At 68.4% G+C, this 22,695-nt stretch carries 19 protein-coding genes; 14 read left to right on the top strand and 5 right to left on the bottom strand.

What is annotated here, in order from left to right; genetic code table 11:
* Positions 1 to 28: 28 nt before the first annotated feature.
* Positions 29 to 1,417, bottom strand: a complete 1,389-nt coding sequence (locus ON34_RS17515) for an APC family permease (protein WP_040780573.1) — start codon at positions 1,415 to 1,417, stop codon at positions 29 to 31.
* Positions 1,418 to 1,522: 105 nt separating this feature from the next.
* Positions 1,523 to 2,383: a helix-turn-helix domain-containing protein gene (locus tag ON34_RS17510; protein WP_040780571.1), complete on the bottom strand. Its 861-nt coding sequence runs from the start codon at positions 2,381 to 2,383 to the stop codon at positions 1,523 to 1,525.
* Positions 2,384 to 3,011: 628 nt separating this feature from the next.
* On the opposite strand from ON34_RS17510, the gene ON34_RS17505 reads away from it, so the two are divergent.
* From ON34_RS17505 to ON34_RS17495, 3 genes are all read left to right on the top strand, one after another.
* Positions 3,012 to 3,686: a PAS and ANTAR domain-containing protein gene (locus ON34_RS17505; RefSeq protein ID WP_040780606.1), complete on the top strand. Its 675-nt coding sequence runs from the start codon at positions 3,012 to 3,014 to the stop codon at positions 3,684 to 3,686.
* Between the two features lie 85 nt (positions 3,687 to 3,771).
* A complete protein-coding gene (locus ON34_RS17500) occupies positions 3,772 to 4,884 on the top strand; it encodes a terpene synthase family protein (protein WP_245548080.1) in 1,113 nt (370 codons plus the stop codon).
* A gap of 119 nt (positions 4,885 to 5,003) precedes the next feature.
* Positions 5,004 to 6,299 carry a GGDEF domain-containing protein gene (locus ON34_RS17495; RefSeq protein WP_051022793.1) on the top strand — a complete coding sequence of 432 codons (1,296 nt, stop codon included), beginning with the start codon at positions 5,004 to 5,006 and terminating at the stop codon, positions 6,297 to 6,299.
* 34 nt (positions 6,300 to 6,333) lie between these two features.
* Here ON34_RS17495 and ON34_RS17490 read toward each other — a convergent pair whose 3' ends face one another.
* Complete coding sequence (locus tag ON34_RS17490) at positions 6,334 to 9,762, bottom strand: serine/threonine-protein kinase (protein ID WP_040780568.1); 3,429 nt, start codon at positions 9,760 to 9,762, stop codon at positions 6,334 to 6,336.
* Positions 9,763 to 10,228: 466 nt separating this feature from the next.
* Between ON34_RS17490 and ON34_RS17485 the strand changes: the two genes are divergently transcribed.
* Both ON34_RS17485 and ON34_RS17480 read left to right on the top strand, forming a co-directional pair.
* Positions 10,229 to 10,609: a DUF1304 domain-containing protein gene (locus ON34_RS17485; protein ID WP_040780566.1), complete on the top strand. Its 381-nt coding sequence runs from the start codon at positions 10,229 to 10,231 to the stop codon at positions 10,607 to 10,609.
* 317 nt (positions 10,610 to 10,926) lie between these two features.
* On the top strand, positions 10,927 to 11,286 hold the full coding sequence (locus ON34_RS17480; RefSeq protein WP_040780605.1) for a DUF4254 domain-containing protein: 360 nt from the start codon (positions 10,927 to 10,929) through the stop codon (positions 11,284 to 11,286).
* A 102-nt stretch (positions 11,287 to 11,388) separates the two neighbouring features.
* Here the strand turns inward: ON34_RS17480 and ON34_RS17475 are convergent, their stop codons facing one another.
* Entirely contained in the window at positions 11,389 to 12,411 is a 1,023-nt protein-coding gene (locus tag ON34_RS17475; protein ID WP_040780565.1) for an LLM class flavin-dependent oxidoreductase, read from the bottom strand.
* A gap of 118 nt (positions 12,412 to 12,529) precedes the next feature.
* Here ON34_RS17475 and map point away from each other — a divergent pair, with 118 nt between their 5' ends.
* The 5 genes from map to ON34_RS17450 all read left to right on the top strand — a co-directional run bounded on the left by map (position 12,530) and on the right by ON34_RS17450 (position 16,365).
* Positions 12,530 to 13,393 (top strand): type I methionyl aminopeptidase, encoded by an 864-nt coding sequence (map, locus tag ON34_RS17470; protein WP_040780563.1) that lies wholly within the window; start codon positions 12,530 to 12,532, stop codon positions 13,391 to 13,393.
* A gap of 43 nt (positions 13,394 to 13,436) precedes the next feature.
* Entirely contained in the window at positions 13,437 to 14,975 is a 1,539-nt protein-coding gene (locus tag ON34_RS17465) for a cobyric acid synthase (RefSeq protein WP_040780561.1), read from the top strand.
* Positions 14,976 to 15,069: 94 nt separating this feature from the next.
* On the top strand, positions 15,070 to 15,357 hold the full coding sequence (locus ON34_RS17460) for an AbrB/MazE/SpoVT family DNA-binding domain-containing protein (RefSeq protein WP_245548082.1): 288 nt from the start codon (positions 15,070 to 15,072) through the stop codon (positions 15,355 to 15,357).
* Positions 15,354 to 15,746, top strand: coding sequence for a type II toxin-antitoxin system VapC family toxin (locus ON34_RS17455; protein ID WP_040780558.1), 393 nt, complete (start codon positions 15,354 to 15,356; stop codon positions 15,744 to 15,746). Before ON34_RS17460 ends, ON34_RS17455 begins: the two co-directional genes overlap by 4 nt.
* A 55-nt stretch (positions 15,747 to 15,801) precedes the next feature.
* Positions 15,802 to 16,365 (top strand): alpha/beta hydrolase, encoded by a 564-nt coding sequence (locus tag ON34_RS17450; protein ID WP_040780557.1) that lies wholly within the window; start codon positions 15,802 to 15,804, stop codon positions 16,363 to 16,365.
* Here ON34_RS17450 and ON34_RS17445 read toward each other — a convergent pair.
* On the bottom strand, positions 16,345 to 17,412 hold the full coding sequence (locus tag ON34_RS17445; RefSeq protein WP_040780604.1) for an alpha/beta hydrolase: 1,068 nt from the start codon (positions 17,410 to 17,412) through the stop codon (positions 16,345 to 16,347). The two genes, ON34_RS17450 and ON34_RS17445, sit on opposite strands and share 21 nt — an antisense overlap.
* Before the next feature lie 284 nt (positions 17,413 to 17,696).
* Here ON34_RS17445 and mqo point away from each other — a divergent pair, with 284 nt between their 5' ends.
* The 4 genes from mqo (at position 17,697) to cobO (ending at position 22,630) form a co-directional block, all read left to right on the top strand.
* A complete protein-coding gene (gene mqo, locus ON34_RS17440) occupies positions 17,697 to 19,226 on the top strand; it encodes a malate dehydrogenase (quinone) (protein WP_040780555.1) in 1,530 nt (509 codons plus the stop codon).
* A gap of 19 nt (positions 19,227 to 19,245) precedes the next feature.
* A complete protein-coding gene (locus ON34_RS17435; RefSeq protein WP_040780554.1) occupies positions 19,246 to 19,701 on the top strand; it encodes a GNAT family N-acetyltransferase in 456 nt (151 codons plus the stop codon).
* 318 nt (positions 19,702 to 20,019) lie between these two features.
* On the top strand, positions 20,020 to 21,963 hold the full coding sequence (locus ON34_RS17430) for a magnesium chelatase subunit D family protein (RefSeq protein ID WP_040780603.1): 1,944 nt from the start codon (positions 20,020 to 20,022) through the stop codon (positions 21,961 to 21,963).
* Positions 21,964 to 22,015: 52 nt separating this feature from the next.
* Positions 22,016 to 22,630: a cob(I)yrinic acid a,c-diamide adenosyltransferase gene (cobO, locus tag ON34_RS17425; protein WP_040780553.1), complete on the top strand. Its 615-nt coding sequence runs from the start codon at positions 22,016 to 22,018 to the stop codon at positions 22,628 to 22,630.
* Positions 22,631 to 22,695: the final 65 nt, after the last annotated feature.

The raw sequence follows: 22,695 nt of genomic DNA, 5'->3' as shown, positions 1-22,695 counted from the left end.
GTAATGCCCTGCCGGAGTAAGCGATTGGTCACTGCGCGGGCGGCTCGCTGGCCAGCGGTTGCGCCCGCATGGCGCGGATGGCCAGGTAGTTCAGGCCCCACAGCGCGACGCCGATGGCCAGCAGCACGCCCGCGATGGCGTATTGCGCCGGATTGCGGTCGGTGAACGGTGTGACGAGGAAGCCGCAACTCAGCGCGCCCAGGATCGGCATCGGCGTCGGCGTGTGGAAGTGCTTGTGTGCCACTTTGTCTCGCCGCAGCACCAGCACGGCCACGTTCACCACGGTGAACACCCCCAGCAGCAGCAAGGCCGTGGTGCCGCCGAGCTCGGGCACCTCGCCGACGAACAGGATGAGGCCCAGCGCGAGCAGCGTGGTGAAGATGATCGCGTTGTACGGGGTGCGGCGTCGCTCGCCCACCTGGCCGAACGGTCGCGGCAGCACGTTCTGCCTGGCCATGCCGTAGATCAGGCGGCTGGCCATCAGCATGTTGATCAGCGCCGAGTTGGCGACCGCGAACATGGTGATGTAGGCGAAGATGTGCGTCGGGAAGCCGGGCGCGCCGACCTCGACCACCTTCAGCAGCGGCGTATCGCCCTGGCCGAGTTCGTCGGCGGGGACGAGCGCGATCGCGCTGATGGACACCAGCACGTAGATCAGGCCGGTGATCATCAGTCCGGCGAGCAGAACCTTCGGGAAGATCCTGCTCGGTTCCTTGCACTCCTCGGCCATGTTCACCGAGTCCTCGAACCCGACCATGGCGAAGAACGCGAGCGTGGTGGCCACGATGACGCCGCCCACCGCGGTGCGCTCACCGGTGTCGAATTCCACGATGCGCGAGAAATCGCCGTCGCCGAAGCCCAGCGCCCAGCAGCCGATCGCGATGACGATCAGCAGGCCGGTCAGCTCCACGCAGGTGAGCAGCACGTTGAGCTTCACGCCCTCGCTCACCCCACGCAGGTTGACCGCCGCCACCACCGCCATGAACACCAGCGCGATCGCCGTCACCGCGATGCCGTCGCCGATCTCCAGGTCGAAGGCTTCGGCGAAGTTGGCCGCGAAGGCCCGCGAGGCGGTGGAGGCGGAGGTGATCCCGGAGCTCATCACCGCGAAGGCGACCATGAAGGTGAGGAAATGGATCCCGAAAGCCTTGTGCGTGTACAGCGCGGCGCCCGCGGCGTGCGGGTACTTGGTGACCAGCTCCAGATAGCTGAAACCGGTGATGAGCGCGACCAGGAACGCGACGAGGAACGGCACCCAGACCGCGCCGCCCACCTCGTTGGCCACCTTGCCGGTGAGCGCGTAGATGCCGGTGCCGAGAATGTCGCCGACGACGAACAGCAGCAGCAACGCCGGTCCCATCACCCGTTTGAGTTCGGGCTCGGAGTGGGCTGGCGGATTCACGGTGACGTCGGACATGCGTCCTCCCCTCGGCAGTAACGGCGAGGGTACCCACTCCGCGGGGAAATAGTCGTCAGCCGGGCTGATTACCCAGCGGCGAAGACGGCGGGCTGCCGGGGGCGCTCAGTCCATCCGGCGGGCGGCCTCCACGATCATGGCCGCGGAGTCGCGCGGGCTCAACGCCATGGCCCGCAGCTGGTCGAAGATGACGCCGAAGCGTCGGATCTCGTTGTGACCCTCGATGAGCTCGTCACCCGCGATGCCCTCGACATAGACCAGTTCGGGGTCGGCGGGGTCGGGGAAATCCAAGAGGGTGAACGGGCCCGCCATGCCCGGATGCGCGCCCGCTTCGAACGGCAGGATCTGCAGGATCACGTTCTTACGCTTGGTCTCCTGCAGCAGCCGCTCGAGCTGGCCGCGCATCACCGAGGGGCCGCCGACCGTGCGCCGGATCGCGGCCTCGTCCATCACCACCCACAGCTCGAGCGGGTCCTCCTTGGACAGGTTGGCGGCGCGGTCCATCCTGGCCTTCGCCCTGCTCTCCATCACCGACGCCTCCAGCTTCGGCATCGAGGTGTCGATCACCGCCGTCGCGTACTCGTAGGTCTGCAGAAGGCCTGGGATGATGGAGGTTTCGAAGTGCCGGGCGGACAGCGCCTCGGACTCGAAGTTGATGTAGGCGGCGTACACCTCCGACACGCTGCCCTCGTAGGCGCGCGACATGCCCGGCTTCAACGCGTCCGATAGCAGTTCCAGGGCGTCTTCGCGCTGATCGTCGCCGATCTTGTAGAGGTCGAGCATCGCCATGAGGGTGCGGCGCTGCGGGCGGGCCTGCGCGGTCTCGATCCGGTACAGCGTGGTGACGTTGATCCCGGTCTTCGCGCTGACCTCCTCCTTGCTGAGCTGGGCGTTTTCCCGCATCTCGTGCAGCATCGCCGCCAGACGTCGCAACCGGACGGTCAGTACGGTGCGCTTGCCTGCCATCAGAACAACCCTTTCGGTCTTGCGCACTTGCCGGAACGCGCTACGGCGTTCCCCGTGAATACGGCCCTCACGCAGCGGATCTGCGACGAAAGCCGGGGCACAGCAACAGAGACTACCTCCAGTGATCCGCATTATGGTCAGTGTTTTCGGGGACGCGAACGATTGCGGGGAAGCCTGGGGACAAACCAAGCCCGAGGGTAGGGCGCACCGCGGTACAGATACTCGCAGGATGATCGGCGCCGTTCTTCCCACCACGGGGAGGGCGACCATTCGGCGGCGCGGAGCGAGGGTATCGGCCGCCGCTCGGTTCGCGGAGTCAGGAGCGGGGGAGCGCATCGCCGGGGACGCTGTCCGGCGCTGCCGTGAGGGGAGTGGCGGCTGGCGGGTGATCCGCGTCGGTCAGCTGGTTCTCGCGTGTGTCCCGGTGGCGCGGACAGTATCGGATGACGTGGGACGTGCCTGTTGCGAACAGATTGCCAAAAGTATCCCAGGGTGCCGAAAGTCCTCGATTCAGGGGGAACTACTCGCACGCGTGATGTATGCCGAAAGTTTGCTACAGTTCGATTTCGGATCGCGTTCCGCGCTGATGTGCGGGCGGGACGGTTGGATAATGACCCGCGTGACGAGGATGGATGACCTCGCGCTGACAAGCGCCTCCGCGGTCGAGAGCGTCGTCGCGGGCAGGCCGCAGAGCGTGGGTAGCTTCCGTTTCTGGTTCGAGGGTCAGCGATGGGAATGGTCGGAGGGAGTCGCGGCTCTCTACGGCTATGCCGCCGGGGGTGCGCAACCTAGCACCGAACTGTTTCTGGCGCACAAGCACCCCGACGACCGCGCGCTGGTCGCCCGGTCCATCGACGTCGCCATGCGGACCGGGGAGCCGTTCTGCGGGCGCCACCGCGTCGTCGATACCTCCGGGCGGATCCATCACGTGCTCGTCGTCGCCGACCGCATGCTCGACGACCAGGGCCTGGTGATCGGCACGAGCGGCTATTTCATCGACGTGTCCGACATCCTCGAGGAGAACCGCCAGGAGGTCATCGACGACACCCTGCCCGAGCTCGTCGAATCACGGGCGGTGATCGAACAGGCCAAAGGCGTGCTCATGGTGGTCTACGGCATCAATGCCGAACAGGCCTTCCGGGTGCTGCAATGGCGTTCCCAGGAAACCAACGTGAAGCTGCGCACGCTGGCGCAGCGGTTGGTCACCGAGATTCCCGCCATGGGTGGCGGCCCCGCCTCGCAACGAGCCCGCTTCGATCATCTGCTGCTGACCATGCACGGCGATGTCATGGCGAGGGAGTAGCCGGCGATTTTGGTCATTCGACCAGTCCCACTGATGGTAAGTCGAGAGAATTTAGGCGAAGTAACCATTGTGGGACGGAGTCGTTGTGGTCAGTGAGTACACATCGGCGCTCGAGCGGGACATCGTGAACATGCGCGAGCAGCACGAAGAGTTGCTGCGGGACGGGCGGCAGTGGTCGTTGCGCGCGATGTTCAGCACGCCCGACTGGGACATAGTCGACTACTGCCGCGACTTCCGGCCGAACCGGTTCGGGGCGCAGGCCTGTGCGGAGGTCGAGCGATTCTGCCGTGCCCATGAGATCTGGCTCGAACCCGGCGGCAAGCACTACAACAGCATGACGCCCTATCTGCACCCCGGCGCCATCAGCGCCGAGCGGATGACGATCATCGGTCTCTACAACGCGATCCTCTTCTGGCTCAACGACACCGTGGGCCGGGAGAAGTTCGGACACCTGGACGAAGGTGAGCAGCAACGTGCCCGCGTCGCGGTCGATCGGTTGTGCTCGCTGTTGCGCACGCGCTCGGCGCCGGACGATCCGACCCCGCTGGAAGCCTCGACGGCGGCTTTCCTCGCCATGCTGTCCGCTCTCGCCGACCCGGCATGGCTGGATCGGTTCGTCGACGCCACCATCGACCACCTGCGTCCCGCGATCCAGGACCAGAACGCCCGTACCCGCGGTGGACTGCTCGGCGTCGCGGAGTACATCGACCTGCGTGCCCGGGTATCGGGCATGTATCCGGCCATCGCCCTGTGCGAGTTCGGGCGCGACGACTATCTGCCCTGGGACCGGATCGAGCGTGCGGGCCTCGCCACGGACCTGCGCCGGTTGCGGGTGCTGACCGTCGAGATCGGGGCATTGATGAACGACGTGTTCTCTTTCGAAAAGGAGTGCATCGTCGATCTCGCGGACTTCAACCTGATCCCGGCGGTCCTGCTGAACCATCCCGGATCGTCATTGGAGGACGCCGTGCACGGCGCTACCGAGATCGTTCGGGCGCGGCTCACCGAATTCCGGCGGGTCGGTGCGGCCACCGCCGAACGATGCGATCTCCTGGGAGCGGAAGATGCCGCTCTTGCGGCAACCGTCTCGACCCATATCGCCGATCTGATCGCCTGTGTCCAGGCGACGTGGGCCTGGCAGATCACGACGTTGCGCTATAAAGGCGCCTCGATATTCCGGGAGAACGGCACGGGTTAGTACCGCGCATCCTCACCAGCCGTGGGAATACGTTCGCAGCGGGAGTACTCGACGGTATCGAACATATGTGGATACGATGCGTCGGGGGCTATCTCCGGCCTGAATGGTGAGGGGGTTGCGTGGAACAGATCGAACTCGCCAGGCTGGCGAACTCGTGGTGGCGGGCATTGCGGGCCGTCACCGGTGAGTCCGTGCCCGCCCCCGAGGTCCTCCTTCTCGGCCTGGTCGAAGAGCTGGTCTCCGGCCTCGAAGCCGAACCCTTCGACGCCGCCGTTGGCGCCCGCGTGGGCGCCGAGCTGGCCTCCGCGGGGGTGATCGCCCCCTCCGTACCCAGTGTGTCCGCCGAGGTGTTGTTCGAATTGGCCGAACGCGCCGGGCAGCCGAACGGCAGCAGGCGGCTCGCGGCGCTGCTCGCCGCGGTCGGGCAAGGGTACGAAGCGCGGCTGCGCCCGCACGACCCGGGGCACCCGGATACGCTGGGTGACGCGACCCGAGCGGCCGACGAGCGATTCCGCGTCGTCTTCGACAACGCCGCCATCGCCATCGCCATCGGCGACACCGACGGGACGCTGCTGGACGCCAACCGCGGCCTGGCCGACATGATCGGAGTCCCGGTGGAAACCCTGCGCGGGGTATCGGTCTACGACTTCGCGCACCCCAATGACCGCGACGGCATCCGGACGCTGGTCTACGAGCAGCTGGTCCCGGCCGGGCGCGGCACCGTGAAACTGGAGCAGCGGATTCGTCGCGCCGACGACAGCTACGGGTGGGCGTCGTTCGCCATCACCTTCGTCAAGGGCGTGGATGGGCAGAGCGACTATCTGCTCGCCGTCGGCGAAGACGTGACCGAGCAGCACCGGATGCGCGAAGAGCTGCACCGGCAGGCTCGCCACGACCCGCTCACCGGGCTGCCGAACCGGCGGCATCTCATCGAACGGATCGACGAGATGATCGCGAGCGCCGGCAACGGCGACCGCGCCGGGTTGTGTTTCGTCGACATCGATCGCTTCAAACACGTCAACGACCGCTACGGCCACGGAACGGGCGACCAGATCCTCACCGCCGTCGCCGCGCGTTTGCAGGACAGCGTGCGCGGCTCGGGTTGCCTGATCGCCCGCATCGGCGGTGACGAGTTCGTCGCGCTGATCCCGCCGCCCGCCAGCGACCACCGGGTGGCCGCCGTGGCGAACAGCCTGCTCGAAGCGCTGGTCGATCCGATCATCGCGGGCGACCGGCGGCTGCGCATGTCCATCAGCATCGGCGCGGTCGTCACCGCGGTCGCGGGCGCGGACGCGGAATCGCTGCTCGACGCCGCCGACACCGGCCTCTACCGCGCCAAAGCCGACGGCAAGGGCCGGTGGGTGCTGCACATCCTCGACACGGATAGCTCTCGCGGACCGCAACCTGTGCTGTAAGGCATTCGGGGGAAGCCCGCCTGCCACAAGGTATTCAGCGTTCCAGCAACCTGCGCAGAAAAGCTGGGGGGACGATCGGCCATTCGTCTTTCCAAAGGCCTTCGCGCAAATCGTAATTCAGGGTGTGCAACAGAGACGTGATCCACGTGCCTTCGTCGAGCAGCGGCCGGATGAGACCCACGTCGGCGTGCTTGGCCACCACCGGCACCAGGGCGTCCTTCGCGGCGTCGGTCCTCCCGGCCGCCGCGAGGCAGGAGGCCAGCAGCAACTGTGCCTGCGCCGCGGCCCGTGGGCGTCGCGCGGTGTCGATCCCATCGCGCAACTGCTGGGCGCGCGCGACCGCGGCGGCCGCCCGTTTCGCGGCTCCGGACCGCAGCAGCATCCGGATCGCGGAATCCTCGCGCATTTCCGCGGCCATCGCCGAGATGCCGTCCTCACCGACCGGCGGTTCGGTGACGTAAGTCGCGGTGAGTCCGAGCCGGACCTGCTCGTTGGCGATCCGGGTGGCCAGCCGCGGCAGCTTCAGGGCGCGCGCGGCCTCGGCGCCTTCGTCCAGGCGGCGCGCGGCGGCCGCGAGGTCGCCTCGCAGAGCCTTGATCCGCGCGCCCGTAGCGTAGGCGGCCATCATGAATTCGACCGGCCCGCCTTCGGTGCCGAGCCGCCCCGCCTCGTCCAGCAGTCGTTCCGCGGCGGCGAGCTGGTCGCGTTCGTAGAGCAAGTCGCCGAGCAGAGCGCCGGCCAACCGTGCGGCGTAGGACTGCGGGCCCGCGGAGGTGGTGGCGATGTGCAGGGCGGTGCGGAAGCTGCGTTCGGCCGCGGCGATATCGAGCTGTTCCCGCGCCGCGATGCCGACCAGGCTGTTGCTGTACATCAGGCTGAAGGTGTTGCGGGTCTCCCGGTAGTAGGGGGCGGCCCAGTCGTGCCATTCGCGCGCTCGGTCGTAGTCGAATCGGCAGCTGGCGGAGAACGCGGCGAGGTTCGCGGCCGCTCCGAGCGCCCACGGCCCCAGCGTGTCGGCTCGGTTCAGGCACGCGGCGACCACGGCGTCCACGCCTTCGGGCCGGTCGGCGAACACGTGCTCCACGCATTCGATGAGGTCGGCCTCCACCGCGACATCGGGATCGGGCTCCGGAGCCTTCTCCAGTGACGCCCGGATCAGCCGCAACGCGGCATGCAGGTCGGTGGTCCGGCGCAGCAGGGCATTCGTCCACGCGACACCGATCTGCAGTCGCGGGCGTGCGCAGGCTTCCGCCGGGGGAAGTTTGGCGACCAGGCCAAGGAACGTCGCGAGCTGACCGTCCTGCACCAGGGCGCGGCCCTTCGCCTCCAGGAAGTCGACGGCATTCTTCTCGTCGCCGCAGGCCAGCGCGTGATCGATGGCTTCGCTGAGCATTTCGTGCTCGGCGAACCAGGCGGCGGTCGCACGGTGCAGTTCGGGCACCTGCTCGGGATGGTCGCGTTCAAGTCGCTGCCGCAGGAACTCCAGGAACAGATGGTGGTAGCGGAACCATTCACCGTCTTCGTCGATCCGGCGCAGGAACAGATTGCGGCGTTCGAGGTTCTCCAGCACGGCCTGACCGTGCGGCCGGCCGGTCAGCGCGGTGACCAGGCTGCCGCAGACGCGTTCGGGCAGCGAGGTTTTCAGCAGGACGTCGAGCAGATCCGGCTCGACGGTGTCGAGCACGTTCTCGGCCAGGTATTCGCCGATGGTGTGATGGCGCCCGGACAGGTGAGCGATCAGCGTCGCTGGGTCGGGGTGCTCGCGCAGCGACAGCGACGCCAGCTGCAATCCGGCCGCCCAGCCTTCGGTGCAGTCGCGCAGCTCGGCGCTCTCCTTGTCGGCCAGTGCGACACCGCTCTGCTCGGCAAAGAACGCGCGCGCCTCCTCGGCGTCGAAACGCAATGCGGCGGCATCGATTTCGACGATCTCATGGCGAACCCGCATGGTGCCGAGCGGCAAGCTCTCGACCGATCGGCTGGTCAGGATGATCTGCAGGTGCGCAGAGCCCTGCTCGACCAGGAAATGCAAGGCGTCGACGGCGGCCGGGTCGGTGACCCGATCCCAGTCGTCGATGACGAGCGCGAACCGATCGCCGCGTTTGTGGATGCTGTCGATCAGCGTGGTGAGCACATAGCGAGCGGCGCTGTCGTCACCCTCTTCGAGTATCCGCGCCAGCTGGGGCGCCAGCTCCGGGCTCGCCCGGTTGAACGCCTCGATCAGGTGGGTGAGGAACCAGACGACGTTGTTGTCGTCCCGGTCGGCGTTCAACCACGCCACCTTCACACCATCGGTTTCGGCCATCCGCTTGGCCCACTGGGCGGCCAGCGTGCTCTTGCCGAACCCGGCCGGGGCGTGGATGACGGCAAGCCGCGGTCGAGGCTCGGTTTGCAACGCGTCCATCAGGCGATCGCGGCGGACCAGCGGACGGGAGGACATCGCCGGGCGGAACTTCGTCTCCGGTGTGGGCGGCGTCTTGGGGTGGGCAGAGGGGTGTCGCGCCGTGGCGGCCATGGGCCGGGTGCTGAGGTCTTCCTGTATCGAGATCGCATGGTCGACGGTCGGCAGCGTCATGTTCTGGACCGGCAGTCCGTTGGCGCGCTGGATATCGCGCAGCAATTCGCCGAACGCGGCGGCGGAGCGCGGACGGTTCGCCGGATCGTGCGACATGCTGGTCTCGATGGCGGCGCACACGTCGTCGGGAATGCCGTCGGGGCGCAGGTCCGGGAGCGGATCGGAGGCGATGCGCAGGAACTGGGCGACGATCTGCTCGCCGGAGCGGCGTTCGTATGCCGCGTGACCGGTGATCATGGCGAACAGCGTCGCGCCGAGTCCATAGACGTCGGAGGCCACCGACGGCACACCCGAGCGCAGGACCTCGGGCGCGGTGAACGCCGGGGAGCCGGTGACCACTCCGGCCGCGGTCTCGAAACCGCCTTCGATACGGGCGATCCCGAAGTCGGTGAGCTGCGGCTCGCCGTAGTCGGTGAGCAGGACGTTGTCCGGTTTGATGTCGCGATGCAGAATCCCCGCGCGATGCGCGGTCTCCAGGGCCCCGGATAGCTTGATGATGATCCCGATGGCCTCTTGCCAGGGCAGGAAATTCTCCCGGCGGATGCGGTTGGCCAAGGAACCCTGCGAGTGATACGGCATCACCAGATAGGGGCGTCCGCTGTCGGTCGTTCCTACGTGCAGGATCGGCACGATGTTCGGGTGCCCCGACAGCGCGCCCATCGCCTGCTGCTCGCGCAGGAACCGCTCGACATTCTCCGGCTCCAGATCCGGCCGCCCGGTGAGGACCTTCACCGCGACGCTGCGATTCAGCGCACGCTGGCGGCAGCGGTAGACCACGCCGAAACCGCCTTTGCCGATCACCTGAGGGTCGTCGAGACCCGCGCCCTCCAGTTCCTGCTCGATACCTGAAGGCCGATCGCGCTGTGTGGCGAACGGGTCCGAACCAGCCATTGCCCTGCTCTGCCTCGGGTGTCTACGGTCCTGCGATAGATACCCAGTTTATGCCTGGCGAACCTTCCGGTTCGGTTATTGCGATCGCTATAACCGGGAGGCGATCGACGATATTGTTCACCTCGCTCCGGCGGTGGACCGGCGACGCGATCCCGACCGGCGACATCCCCGCTGACGCTCACCTCGGCCGCGATGGACGCCGCGGGCGTCGACCAGGCGCTCGATGCGCTCGGCCTCGACCAGGAAGCGCCCGAGCTGTATCCGGACGGGCAACGTGCGTCGTGCGTTCGAGCTGTCGGGTGACCTGAGCGGCGGCGTGTCGACGGTGCGTTGCGGAGGCCGACGCGGGCCGGGTCATAGGATGCGCGTCGGCATACCGGAGTCGCCCAAGCCGTCCGCGTCGGCTCGCCAATGATCCGCGATCGCCGCCGACGTCCTCCGGCCGTTCACTTCGTAAGGAGGTCACATGCTCTGGGTTGTCCAGGCGCTGGCGGTCGCGGCCGCCCTGCTCCACATCGGCATCTTCGTCATGGAGTCTGTGCGGTTCACCGATCCCAAGGTGTACAAGGGGATCTTTCAGATGTCCGAGGGCGATATGCCCGCGGCGCGGCCGTGGGCGTTCAACCAAGGCTTCTACAACCTGTTCCTCGCGGTGGCGACGCTGGTGGGCGTGGCGCTCGTGCGGTCGGTCCCGGAGGCGGGCTGGGCATTGGTATTGGCGGGATGCGGGTCGATGCTGGCCGCCGCGGTCGTTCTGGTGGCCCACGACCGCCGGTTCGCCAGAGGTGCCGTAATACAGGGCACGCTGCCCGCGCTCACGTTGCTGGCCGCGTTGGCCCGGCTGTGAGATGCCGTCCGTGGGCGCCGAAATCGATTGCGCTCGATGGGCTCTGGGCATCCGACGTGATCAGGAGGCCTTGACCGCAGAAGGGCGGACGCAATCTTGCGTTCGTGCATCTGTACGTGCATGATCCAGCTATCCTTGTTGTGACAACCGATCCGATGACCGGGATAACCGAATCGAGAGCCAATCATGTTGGTACAAAGAGCGTTGGTGTCGGGTGAACTCGGAGTAGGGCGGTGAGCGCGCCGACGGTCGGCGCATTACCGACCGCGCCGCAATTATTGTGTGCCTTCCAGGGACGCCGTTTCCAAGATCGGGAACTGCTACGGTCCGCACACGCGCTCGCCGAGCTACATCAGCGTCGCGCCCAGCTGAAGGACATCGCCCTCATCGCCGAAATCGACTGTCGGCGCGCGGAACTCGTCGACGATATCAACGACTGGGTGACGCAGGAGATGCCGCAGCACCGCAACGGAGCCTCGCTGCACACCGAAAGCCTCGGTGCGGTGGTGGACCGGATGGCGCGCAGCTGGGTGGACGCGAATCAGGTCATCGATGCAGAAGGCGCGGGCAGCGGCAATACCCATAAACATTGGTACCAGCTGGCCGAACTGGTCGACGGGTACACTGATCTGGTAACCGACGTGGCCGGTGGCCGCCGACGTCTGCCCGAGCAGTGATCAGATCACCGGCACAGTGACGGCGGGCGCAACGGGGCGCCGTGCCCGGCGTGCCGCGTAGTCGACTGGCGCGGCACGCCCGCCACTCCCGTTGCGAGGCAATCACTCCGCGATGGCGGCAAGGCGCGGGGCAACCTTCGCGCCGAGCAGTTCGATGGTGTGCAACACCTTTTCGTGCGGCAGTGTGCCGACGCTGGTGTGCAGCATGAAGCGGTCCAATCCGAGCGTTTCGCCGACCGCGGCGACCTTCTCGGCGACGTAGTCGGACGTACCGACGAACAGCGAACCTCCCGGTGCGCGCAAGGCGTCGAACTGGGCACGAGTCATGGGACCCCATCCGCGCTCGCGCCCGATGGTGCTCATCGCCAGCGCGTAGGGCTCGTAGAAGTCGGCAACCGCTTGCTCGTCGGTGTCCGCCACATACCCGTGGGCATGCACCGCGACCGCCTGTTTCGGGTGGCCACCCTGTTCCAGAGCGCGGTGGTAGAGCTCTACCAGCGGCTTGAACCGGGCGGGCTGTCCGCCGATGATCGCGATGGCCAGCGGAAGGCCGAGCAGACCGGCACGGATCACCGATTCCGGGCTGCCGCCCACCGCGATCCAGACCGGCAGCGGCCGATGGTCGGTGCGCGGGTAGACGACGGTGTCGCGCAGCGGCGGACGGAATTTGCCGCTCCAGGTGACCGGCTCGTCCTGGCGAATACGCAGCAGCAGCGCCAGCTTCTCCTCGAACAGTTCGTCGTAGTCGGCCAGGTCGTAGCCGAACAGGGGGAACGATTCGGTGAACGAGCCGCGCCCGGCCATCAGCTCGGCGCGGCCGGCGGACAGGCCGTCCAGCGTCGCGAAGTCCTGGTACACCCGGACCGGATCGTCCGAGCTCAACACGCTGACCGCGCTGGTGAGCCGGATCCGCTCGGTGCGTGCGGCGATCGCCGCGAGCACGACCGCGGGGGAGGAGGCGGCGAAGTCCTTGCGGTGGTGCTCACCGACGCCGTAGACGTCGAGTCCGGCCCGCTCGGTGGCGACGGCCTCCTCGACCACTTCGCGCAGCCGCTGGGCCGCGGTCGGTGCGGGCCGGTCGCCGACGGGATAGAGCTCCGCGAACGTCGTCAGTCCCAGTTCCACGGTTCGAGCCTCTTTTCGAATAGTTTCGATGTCAACCAGCACTCTAAACGGACCGTGGTCCGAAACTATTCCGGCTCGCCTTCGGCGTCGGTCCGACCGGCCGATTACGCTGTTCGCTATGTCTGTCCGCACCCGCAAGCCGCTTGTCCCCGGCACGCTGTCGCCCACCCGTGAAGTCCCGCGCGCCATCGAGCGCCCGGAGTACGCGTGGAAGAAGACCGCCAACGAGGGGCGCGAGCCCTGGGTGCAGACCGCGGAGACGATCGAGAAGATGCGGATCGCGGGCCAGATCGCGGCGCAGGCCCTCCAAGAGGCGGGCAAGGCGGTCGCGCCGGGCGTCACCACCGACGAACTGGACCGCATCGCGCACGAGTACCTGTGCGACCACGGGGCGTATCCGTCGACCCTGGGCTACAAGGGATTTCCGAAATCCTGCTGCACCTCGCTGAACGAGGTGATCTGCCACGGGATCCCGGACTCCACCGTGATCGAGGACGGCGACATCGTCAACATCGATGTCACGGCCTACATCCACGGCGTGCACGGCGACACCAACAAGACCTTCCTGGCCGGTGACGTGGACGAGGAGGTGCGCCTGCTCGTCGAGCGGACCGAGGAGGCCACCATGCGGGCCATCAAGGCCGTCCGGCCCGGCCGCGCGCTCAACGTGATCGGGCGGGTCATCGAGTCCTACGCCAACCGCTTCGGCTACGGCGTGGTGCGCGACTTCACCGGCCACGGCGTCGGCCCCACCTTCCACAGCGGCTTGGTCGTGCTGCACTACGACCAGCCCGCGGTGGAGACCGTCATCGAACCGGGCATGACGTTCACCATCGAGCCGATGATCAACCTCGGCGGCATCGATTACGAGATCTGGGACGACGGCTGGACGGTCGTCACCAAGGACCGCAAGTGGACCGCGCAGTTCGAGCACACCCTGGTCGTGACCGAGTCGGGGGCCGAGATCCTGACCCTGCCGTGACCCGCGGCCTGACTCGGGCGGCGAGCGCGCCCGGTGCGCCGCGATGAAGGGCGCGCTGCTGGTCGCGGGCACGACCTCCGACGCGGGCAAGAGCGTCGTGGTGGCCGGGATCTGCCGGATGCTGGCCCGGCGTGGCGTGCGTGTCGCGCCGTTCAAGGCACAGAACATGTCCAACAATTCCGTCGTCACGCTCGACGGCGGGGAGATCGGCCGGGCGCAGGCGTTGCAGGCGCAGGCATGCGGGCTGGAGCCGAGCGTCCGATTCAATCCGGTCCTGCTCAAGCCCGGCAGCGACCGGCGTTCGCAGCTCGTGGTGCGGGGTAGGGCCATCGGCACGGTCGGGGCCGAGGACTACTTCCGGCATCGGCGGGATCTGCGCGCCGTCGTGGCCGCCGAACTCGCCGCGCTGCGCGCCGAATTCGACGTGGTGATCTGCGAGGGCGCCGGATCGCCCGCCGAGATCAACCTGCGCGCGACGGATCTGGCGAACATGGGCCTCGCGCGCGCCGCACGGCTACCGGTGCTGCTCGTCGGCGACATCGACCGCGGCGGCGTGCTGGCCCACCTGTTCGGCACCCTCGCGATCCTGGAGCCCGAAGACCAGCAGTTGATCTCGGGCTTCGTCGTCAACAAGTTCCGCGGCACGCGGGAGCTGCTGCGGCCGGGTCTGGACCGGCTGACCGAGCTCACCGGTCGCCCCACGCTCGGCGTGCTCCCGTACGCCGAGGATCTCTGGATCGACGCCGAGGACTCGCTCGGCACCCTCGCCGACGCGCCGGTGGGCCGTCCGCGACCGCCGCTGGGCACGGAATGGCTGACCGTCGCCGCGATCCGGCTGCCGCGCATCTCCAACTCCACCGACATCGAGGCGCTCGCCTGCGAACCGGGCGTCGCGGTGCGCTGGGTGAGCGAACCTTCCCGGCTCGCGGGCGCGGACCTGGTGATCGTGCCGGGCAGCAAGGCGACGGTGTCGGACCTGGAGTGGTTGCGGCGCACCGGCATCGCCGACGCGTTGCGCGCACGCGCCGCCGCGGGCGGTCCGATCCTGGGGATCTGCGGCGGGTACCAGATGCTCGGCGCCCGCATCCTCGATCGGGTGGAGTCCGGCGAGGGCGAGGTCGACGGGCTCGGGTTGCTCGATCTCACCATCGAATTCGCCGAGCCGAAGGTCTTGCGCCGAAGCGTTGGACATGCCGCGGGAATCCCCGTTCGTGGCTACGAGATCCACCACGGTCGCGTGACGCGCCGCGGTGACGCGCCGTGGCTCACGGTCGACGGCGAGCCGGAGGGCAGCGTGCGCGGGGCGGTGTGGGGCACCCATCTGCACGGGCTGCTGGAGTCGGACGCATTGCGGCGCGGCTGGCTGCGCACGGTGGCCGCGGCTGCTGGGCGAACGGGTTTCGTTGTGGCCGAGGATGTTTCGGTTGCCGCCGTGCGGGCCGCGCAGCTCGATCTGGTGGCCGGGCTGGTCGAGGACCATCTCGACGTCGTGGCGATCGAGCGCCTCCTCGCCGAGGGCGCGCCCGCCGACCTGCCGATCTTGTCCACCGGCGCTGTTCTCGCTGGTGACCGTATCGGTTGACGCCGCTGACCCCGCGCCTTACCTTGCAGTAAGGAATCCGGCCCCAGGTAAGGCGGGGCCGCTCGCAGCAAAGGATCACGGTCGGGTGAGGGATATGGCGACGGACAAGAAGCCCAGCAGTCGAGGGGGAAGCGTGGTGTCGGCGACCGTGACCAGCAAGGGGCAGATCACCATCCCGATCGACGTGCGCGTCGCGATGGGGTTGCGCGCCGGTGTGCGGGTCGCCTTCGTGCCAACCCCGACCGGCACCTACGAGCTGGTGCCGGAGACGCGCACGATCAAGTCGCTGAAGGGCATCGTCGGCTGGTCCGGCTCGCCGATCGGGCTCGCCGAGATGAACGAGGCGATCGCGGGCAACGTGGTGGAGGGCAAGCGGTCATGATCGGCCTGGACGCGAACGTGCTCATCCGCTACCTCACCCAGGACGACCCGGAACAGTCCGCGCGGGCCAATCAGGTGATCGACGGGCTCAGCGAGAGCAGGCCCGGCTACGTCACGATGATCGTGCTCGCCGAGATCCACTGGGTGCTGCGCCGCGGCTACAAACAGGACCCCGAAGCCGTCACCGACGTGCTGCTCGGCCTGCTCGACTCCAGCGAGATCGTGGTCGAGCGCGCCGACACCGTGCGGCAGGCGCTGCGCCGGGCCGCCGACGGCGCCGACTTCGCCGACGCGCTGATCCAGCAGCTCGGCCAGGAGGCGGGGTGTGACCTGACCGTCACCTTCGATCACAACGCAGGTGAGCGGGCCGGAATGCGGCTGCTGGCCTGAATGCCGCCGCCAACACGCACCCTGCGGCCCGGTCATCCGTGTAGCGTGATTCGGCATGGAATCTCGGCGGATCACGGTGGGTGACCAGGCGTGGACCGTGCGGATCGACGGGCCGCAGTCCCGGCACAGTGTGCTGCTGCTGCCCGACGCGGGTGATCCGGCGGACGTCTACGACCAGGTATGCGCCCGCCTGCACACCTCGGACCTGCGCACCTACGTGGTGGAGTCGATCGAGGGCCTGAACGCGGCCGGTGTGACCGCGATCCTGGACGAGCTAGGGCTGCCGTGGGTGAACGTCGCCGGACGCGGCGCGGGCGCCGTGCTGGCCTGGCAGGCGTGCGCGCGCGGCTTCGGACGGTTCCAGAGCCTGGTGGTCGCCGACTGCGGCCATCCGGCCGCTCCCGGGGCCGGCGGCGCGGTGCTGGACGCGACCACCGGGCCGGTGGAGGTGCCGACCACGCTGCTGGTCACCAAGAACCTGCCGCGCTCGGTGGCCGACGGGTCCGGGCGGTTCGTCTACGGCGAGTTCCGGGTGATCGAGGTCGACGTCACCAACGTGGCCACCGAAGCCGACCACGAACTGGCCACCGAGATCGTGCTACGCACCAGCCTCTGGTGATCCCTCGCGCGCGGCCTGGTAAGCCGCCAGCCAGTCCAGCCAGCTGTCCAGCTCGGCGAACGCCTGAGCCAGCGCAGGGGGGCCGGACAGGAACACGTCGTGCTTGGCGCCGTCGATCGGCACCATGTTGGTGCGGTCGCCCAGGCAGCCCGACCAGCGCTGGATCTGCTTGACGTCGAGCACCGCGTCGGCCACGTCCACCGCGGGACCGTACTGCCGGGCGAACTTGGTCACCCGGGAGCGCAGGATCAGCGACGGCACGCCGATGTCGAGGCCCTCGTGCAGCCGCGCGTGACCGTTGCGGATCGCGCGCAACCAGCCGAGCCGAACCGGGAAACCCTCCAGCGGCTTCCAGTCCAGGTTGTAGTCCCACTCGCCGGACACCGACCGGTGCAGGCTGTCGCCGTAGGTGCTGATCTTGCCCCCGGGCAGCTCGACCATCTTCCGGAACCGCCCCACGGCCTTGATGACCCGCGTTCCGATCGTCCGGTAGTACGCGGGCCCTTGCAGGTCGAACCACGGGCTGTTGAGCACCACTCCGGTGATCCCCGCCGCGGCGGTCCCCCGGGCGCGGTTGAGCCGGTCCAGCCACAGCGACGCGACCAAGCCGCCGGTGGAGTGCGCGGTGATCACCACCGGCGCGCCGGTCTCGGCCCGCACGATCCGCAGCGACTCGTCCAGTTCCCGATCGTAGAAAGCGAGATCCGTCACATAGTGCGGCGTGTGCCCGTCCCGCAGCGAGCGTCCGCACTTGCGCAGATCGAGCGCGTAGAACTGGAACCCGCGCTCGGCGAAGTGCTCGGCGAGGTGCTCCTGAAAGAAGTAGTCGGTGAATCCGTGGACGTAGAGCACCGCGCCCGCGGTCTGCTCGACGGCGCCGGACGGCACGTAGCGCACCAGCGTGGCGACTACGTCGCCTTCGCCGTCGGGATCGGGGCCCAGCGCGAGCGTGCGCTGCTGGTAGTGCTGACCTAGGACGTCGGGGCGCCAGCCCCCGCCATCCGGAGAGGTGCTGACCGGCTCGGCAAGCGACTGTTCGTTCGTCACGCGACCAATGTATTGGACGGCGCCACGAGCCGACAGACCGTCGCGGTCTCTGACCGCGGAAGTGACGACGATCTCTGTCGCATTCCGCACATTCGGCAGGCTGGTCGCGTGCCGAGAGGGTGGTGAGGTGCACAATTGGGCCTAGGTGAACGGCGGGTAACCTAACTCCCGCCATGATGTTCGGGAACGGCGGAGCCGGACCCGAGTGACAACCACACACCGTGCCCAGGCAGGTCCACCCGCCCGGTGGGCCCGCGCAGAAGGACAAGGAAGTCGATCTACCCGTGCCGAACGCTGCCCTGACTGAAAAGACCGATGTAGTGCTCATCGGTGCCGGCATCATGAGCGCCACGCTCGGCGCGCTGCTGCGGCAGCTGCAGCCGAACTGGTCGATCTCCCTGTTCGAGCGGCTCGACGCCGCCGCGGCGGAGAGCAGCGACCCGTGGAACAACGCGGGCACCGGACACTCCGCTCTGTGTGAGCTGAACTACAGCCCGCAGAACCCCGACGGTTCGGTGGACATCACCAAGGCCGTCGACATCAACGAGCGCTTCCAGGTCTCGCGCCAGTTCTGGTCCTACGGCGTGGAGAACGGCATCCTCGGCGATCCGTCCGCCTTCATCAACCCGATCCCGCACGTCAGCTTCGTGCACGGCGCCGACAACGTGGCGTACCTGCGCAAGCGGTACGAGGCGCTGGCGCCGCACCCGCTGTTCGAGGGCATGGAGTACATCGACAGCCCCGACGAGTTCGCCCGGCGGCTGCCGCTGATGGCGCGCGGCCGGGACTTCTCCGAGCCGGTCGCGCTGAACTGGACCGACGGCGGCACCGACATCGACTTCGGCGCGCTCACCCAGGAATTGCTCGCCTACCTCGGCGCCAGCGGCGCCGACCTGGCCTTCGGCCACGAGGTGCGCGACCTGTCCAAGCGGTCCGACGGATCCTGGCTGGTCACGGTGCGCAATGTCCGCACCCGCGAAACCCGCACGCTGATCAGCAAGTTCGTGTTCGTCGGCGCGGGCGGCGGCGCGCTGCCCCTGCTGCAGAAGGCCGGCATCAAGGAGGCCAAGGGATTCGGCGGATTCCCGGTCAGCGGCCAGTTCTTCCGCTGCGTCAACCCGGCGCTGATCCACCGGCACGAGGCCAAGGTCTACGGTAAGGCCGCGGTCGGCGCGCCGCCGATGTCGGTGCCGCACTTGGACACTCGCGTGATCAAGGGCAGGCCGGGCCTGCTGTTCGGGCCCTACGCGGGCTGGACGCCGAAATTCCTCAAGGACGGCAAGAACACCGACCTGTTCAAGTCGGTGCGGCCGAACAACATCTTCTCCCTGCTCGGCGTCGGCGTCACCGAGCTGGGGCTGACCAAGTACCTGGTCAGCGAGCTGCTGAAGTCCGAGGCGGGCAAGGTGATCACGCTGTCGGAGTTCATCCCGCGCGCCGAGGCCAGGGACTGGGAGCTGATCACCGCGGGCCAGCGCGTGCAGGTGATCCGGCGCAAGGGCGTCGGCGGCGTGCTCGAGTTCGGCACCGCCGTGATCGCCGCGCAGGACGGCACCATCGCCGGTCTGCTCGGTGCTTCGCCGGGCGCCTCCACCTGCGTCACCGCCATGCTCGACGTCTTGCAGCGCTGCTTCCCGCAGGAGTACGCCGAGTGGACGCCGAAGCTGAAGGAAATGGTGCCCTCCCTGGGCGTGAAGCTCTCGGACAACCCGGCGCTGTTCCACGAGGTGTGGGATTGGACCTCCAAGGCGCTGAACCTCGTCGGCGGTGGCGACAACACGCCGAGGCACGCGGGGGTCGCGGCGAACGCCTAGGTTGTGATAGCAAGGCGCGATGATGTCAACGGTTGCTCTCAAACGGTCATGGGCGCAGGATCTGGATACCGCGACGCTCTACCAGCTGTTGAAACTTCGCGTCGAAGTCTTCGTCGTCGAACAGAAATGCGCCTACCCGGAACTGGACGGGAAGGACCTGCTGCCCGAGACCAGGCACCTCTGGCTCGATGACGAGGGCGAGGTGATCGCGACGCTGCGCCTGTGCGAGGAGCACCACGACGGGGTCAAGAGCTTCCGCATCGGCAGGCTCTGTACCGCGGCGGCCGCGCGCGGGCACGGCTACACCACGCGGCTGCTGCAGGCGGCGCTGGCCGAGGTCGGTTCGGCGACGGTGCGGTTGTCCGCGCAGAGCTACCTGGTCGACCTGTACAGCAAGCACGGTTTCAAGGTCGACGGCGAGGAATTCGACGAGGACGGCATCGCGCACGTGCCGATGCGCAGAGGCTCTGTCTGATTTGCATGGCTCGCATCCGAGCGACCGCCGCTTGCGACTTCGTCGCTTACGCGTCGGCCGCGCGGATGCGAGCCGGGCCGCGAACGGGCAATGCTCCGTCTCGCTTCGCTCGAAAACGGGTGTCGGGCCGAGTGGTCGCGCGAGTCGGTGAGTGGGGCCCTGTGGCTCGCTCTCTCGTGATCGGGTGAGTGGCGTGGTCGCGGCTGCGGCTTTTGCGGGGCCGCCGTGCCGGGTTGCGGATCGAGGGCACCTGTCGGTCGGTCGAGGCCGCGTGCCTAGAGTTGGGGCGTGTCCGTGTCCCATACCGAAACCGCGCCGATGTCCGACCAGCACAGCCGAACGCGTCCGGGTTCGGACGGTGAGGCCGGGTTTCCCTTCTCGGCGGTCGTCGGACAGGAACGGCTGCAACTGGCGCTGATCTTGTGCGCCGTGCATCCCGGTATCGGCGGCGTGCTGGTTCGCGGCGAGAAGGGCACCGCCAAGTCGACCGTGGTGCGCGCGCTGGCCCAGTTGTTGCCGCCGGTCGTGGACGAGACCGGGGCGCGGCCCGCCCGGCTGGTGGAGCTGCCGGTGGGCGCGACCGAGGACCGCGTGGTCGGTTCCCTCGACTTGGAACGTGTTCTCCGCGACGGGGAGCAGGCGTTCCGTCCCGGCCTGCTGGCCGCCGCGCACCACGGCGTGCTGTACGTGGACGAGGTCAACCTGCTGCACGACCATCTGGTGGACGTGTTGCTCGACGCGGCGGCGATGGGCCGGGTGCACATCGAGCGCGACGGCGTGTCGCACTCGCATCCGGCGCGTTTCGTGCTGGTCGGGACGATGAACCCGGAAGAAGGCGAGCTGCGTCCGCAGCTGCTGGACCGGTTCGGGCTGACCGTGGACGTGGCCGCTTCCCGTGACGTGGACGTGCGGATGGCGGTGGTGCGCCGCAGGCTGGACTACGAGGCCGATCCGGCCGGGTTCGCGGCGCGGTACGCCGAGGCCGATCGCGCGGTGGCCGAGCGGATCCTCGCCGCCAGGGAACGGGTCGGCCTGGTGGTGCTCGACGATGTGGAGTTGCGCCGGATCGCCGCGCTGTGCGCCGCCTTCGATGTCGACGGGATGCGCGCGGATCTGGTCGTCGCGCGGACCGCGACCGCGCATGCCGCCTGGCGCGGCGGTGACGCGGTGACCGAGGACGACGTGCGCGTTGCCGCGGAACTGGCGCTGCCGCACCGGCGCAGGCGTGATCCGTTCGACGAGCCCGGCATCAGCGAGCAGCAGCTCGACGACGCCATGCGCGACGCGGCGGACGAGGCGCGGCGCGAGGAGCAATCGCCTACGCGGACCGAAGAATCGGGGCCGCGGGACACGGAACCGGACGGCGACCCCGAGGACCCTTCGCCACCGGACGGGCCGGGCGGCGGATCCGGTGAAGGACGCAGTGGCGCACCGGTGTCCGCGGCGGCCCGGCCGCCACGCTGGGAGGTGCCGGGGGTCGGCGAGGGTGCGCCGGGTAGGCGGTCGCGCGCGGAGTCGCGGCACGGGCGCGTCGTACGTTCCAGCATCGAGCCCTCCTCTATGCTGCACCTGCTCGGCACGGTGTTCGCCGCCGCGCCGCATCAAAGGTCCCGCGGACGTGACGGGGGCCCGTTGCGGTTGGCCGCCGACGACCTCCGCGGCGCGTATCGCGAGGGGCGAGAAGGCAATCTGATCGTCTTCGTAGTCGACGCGTCCGGCTCCATGGCCGCACGGGACCGGCTGTCGGCCGTCACCGGCGCGGTGGTCACGCTGCTGCGCGACGCCTACCAGCGCCGCGACAAGGTCGCCGTCGTCACCGTGCGCGGCGCGGACGCCGAACTCGTGTTGCCGCCGACCTCGTCGGTCGACATCGCGGTGCGGCGGTTGTCCGGAATGCGTACGGGCGGGAAGACTCCGCTCGCGGCGGGTCTGCTGAAGGCGCGGGATGTGGTGCGGCGCGAGCGTGTGCGCGACCCACGCCGCAGGCCGATGCTGGTGCTGCTCACCGACGGCCGCGCGACCGGGGGCGCCGATCCCGTTCCGCGCGCCCGCGCCGCCGCGTCCTTGCTCGCGAAGGACGCGGTAACCTCCGTCGTCGTCGACTGCGAACGCGGCATGATCCGCCTCGGCCTCGCCGCCGAGCTGGCCCGCGATCTGCGCGGCGGCTATCTGAGACTGGCCGAGCTGACCGGAGACTCGGTGGCCGACGTCGTGCGCGCGAGCTCCGGGAGCGTGCGCGGTGCCCCGGCTCGAGCAGCGTGACAGTGCCCCGGAACCGGTTTCGGAGTGAGCCGAGAACAGCAAGGAGATTTCGATGCCCAAGGGTGTTCCGGAGACAGTTCCCGACGACGGCCTGACCACGCGGCAGCGGCGCAATCAGCCGGTGCTCGCGGTGCACACCGGGCCCGGCAAGGGTAAGTCGACGGCCGCGTTCGGCATGGCGCTGCGCGCCTGGAACCAGGGCTTCGACGTGGCGGTGTTCCAATTCGTGAAAAGCGCCAAATGGAAAGTGGGCGAGGAGGCGGCTTTCCGCGCCCTCGGCGCGCTGCACGAGCAGACCGGCGCGGGCGGACCGGTCGAGTGGCACAAGATGGGCGAAGGCTGGTCCTGGACCCGCAAACAGGGCACCGAGGAGGACCACGCCGCTGCCGCGCTGGCCGGCTGGCAGGAGATCGCCCGGCGCCTGAAGGCCGAGCAGCACCGTTTCTACGTCCTCGACGAATTCACCTACCCCCTGAAATGGGGCTGGGTGGACGTCGCCGACGTGGTCGACACCCTGCTCGACCGCCCCGGCAACCAACACGTCGTCATCACCGGCCGCGACGCCCCCACCGCCCTCCTCGACGCCGCCGACCTCGTCACCGAGATGACCAAACTCAAACACCCCATGGACACAGGCCGCAAAGGCCAACGAGGCATCGAATGGTAACTCGGTTCCCGACCGCGAGTGGCACATCCCTGCGGCGAATCGCGAGACGCCCGCACAGTGGTGTG

The sequence above is a fragment of the Nocardia pneumoniae NBRC 100136 genome (assembly GCF_000308755.1).
Taxonomy (GTDB): Bacteria; Actinomycetota; Actinomycetes; order Mycobacteriales; family Mycobacteriaceae; genus Nocardia; species Nocardia pneumoniae.
The sequence above is the reverse complement of the archived record's forward strand: the minus strand, read 5'-3'. Positions and strand labels throughout refer to the sequence as shown.

What these genes read in the sequence shown, in the direction of transcription:
- ON34_RS17515 (WP_040780573.1), bottom strand. Translation starts at nt 1,417, where the DNA reads ATGTCCGACGTCACCGTGAATCCGCCAGCCCACTCCGAGCCCGAACTC.
- ON34_RS17510 (WP_040780571.1), bottom strand. Translation starts at nt 2,383, where the DNA reads ATGGCAGGCAAGCGCACCGTACTGACCGTCCGGTTGCGACGTCTGGCG.
- ON34_RS17505 (WP_040780606.1), top strand. Translation starts at nt 3,012, where the DNA reads ATGGATGACCTCGCGCTGACAAGCGCCTCCGCGGTCGAGAGCGTCGTC.
- ON34_RS17490 (WP_040780568.1), bottom strand. Translation starts at nt 9,762, where the DNA reads ATGGCTGGTTCGGACCCGTTCGCCACACAGCGCGATCGGCCTTCAGGT.
- ON34_RS17485 (WP_040780566.1), top strand. Translation starts at nt 10,229, where the DNA reads ATGCTCTGGGTTGTCCAGGCGCTGGCGGTCGCGGCCGCCCTGCTCCAC.
- map (WP_040780563.1), top strand. Translation starts at nt 12,530, where the DNA reads ATGTCTGTCCGCACCCGCAAGCCGCTTGTCCCCGGCACGCTGTCGCCC.
- ON34_RS17465 (WP_040780561.1), top strand. Translation starts at nt 13,437, where the DNA reads ATGAAGGGCGCGCTGCTGGTCGCGGGCACGACCTCCGACGCGGGCAAG.
- ON34_RS17460 (WP_245548082.1), top strand. Translation starts at nt 15,070, where the DNA reads ATGGCGACGGACAAGAAGCCCAGCAGTCGAGGGGGAAGCGTGGTGTCG.
- ON34_RS17455 (WP_040780558.1), top strand. Translation starts at nt 15,354, where the DNA reads ATGATCGGCCTGGACGCGAACGTGCTCATCCGCTACCTCACCCAGGAC.
- ON34_RS17450 (WP_040780557.1), top strand. Translation starts at nt 15,802, where the DNA reads ATGGAATCTCGGCGGATCACGGTGGGTGACCAGGCGTGGACCGTGCGG.
- ON34_RS17435 (WP_040780554.1), top strand. Translation starts at nt 19,246, where the DNA reads ATGATGTCAACGGTTGCTCTCAAACGGTCATGGGCGCAGGATCTGGAT.
- ON34_RS17430 (WP_040780603.1), top strand. Translation starts at nt 20,020, where the DNA reads ATGTCCGACCAGCACAGCCGAACGCGTCCGGGTTCGGACGGTGAGGCC.
- cobO (WP_040780553.1), top strand. Translation starts at nt 22,016, where the DNA reads ATGCCCAAGGGTGTTCCGGAGACAGTTCCCGACGACGGCCTGACCACG.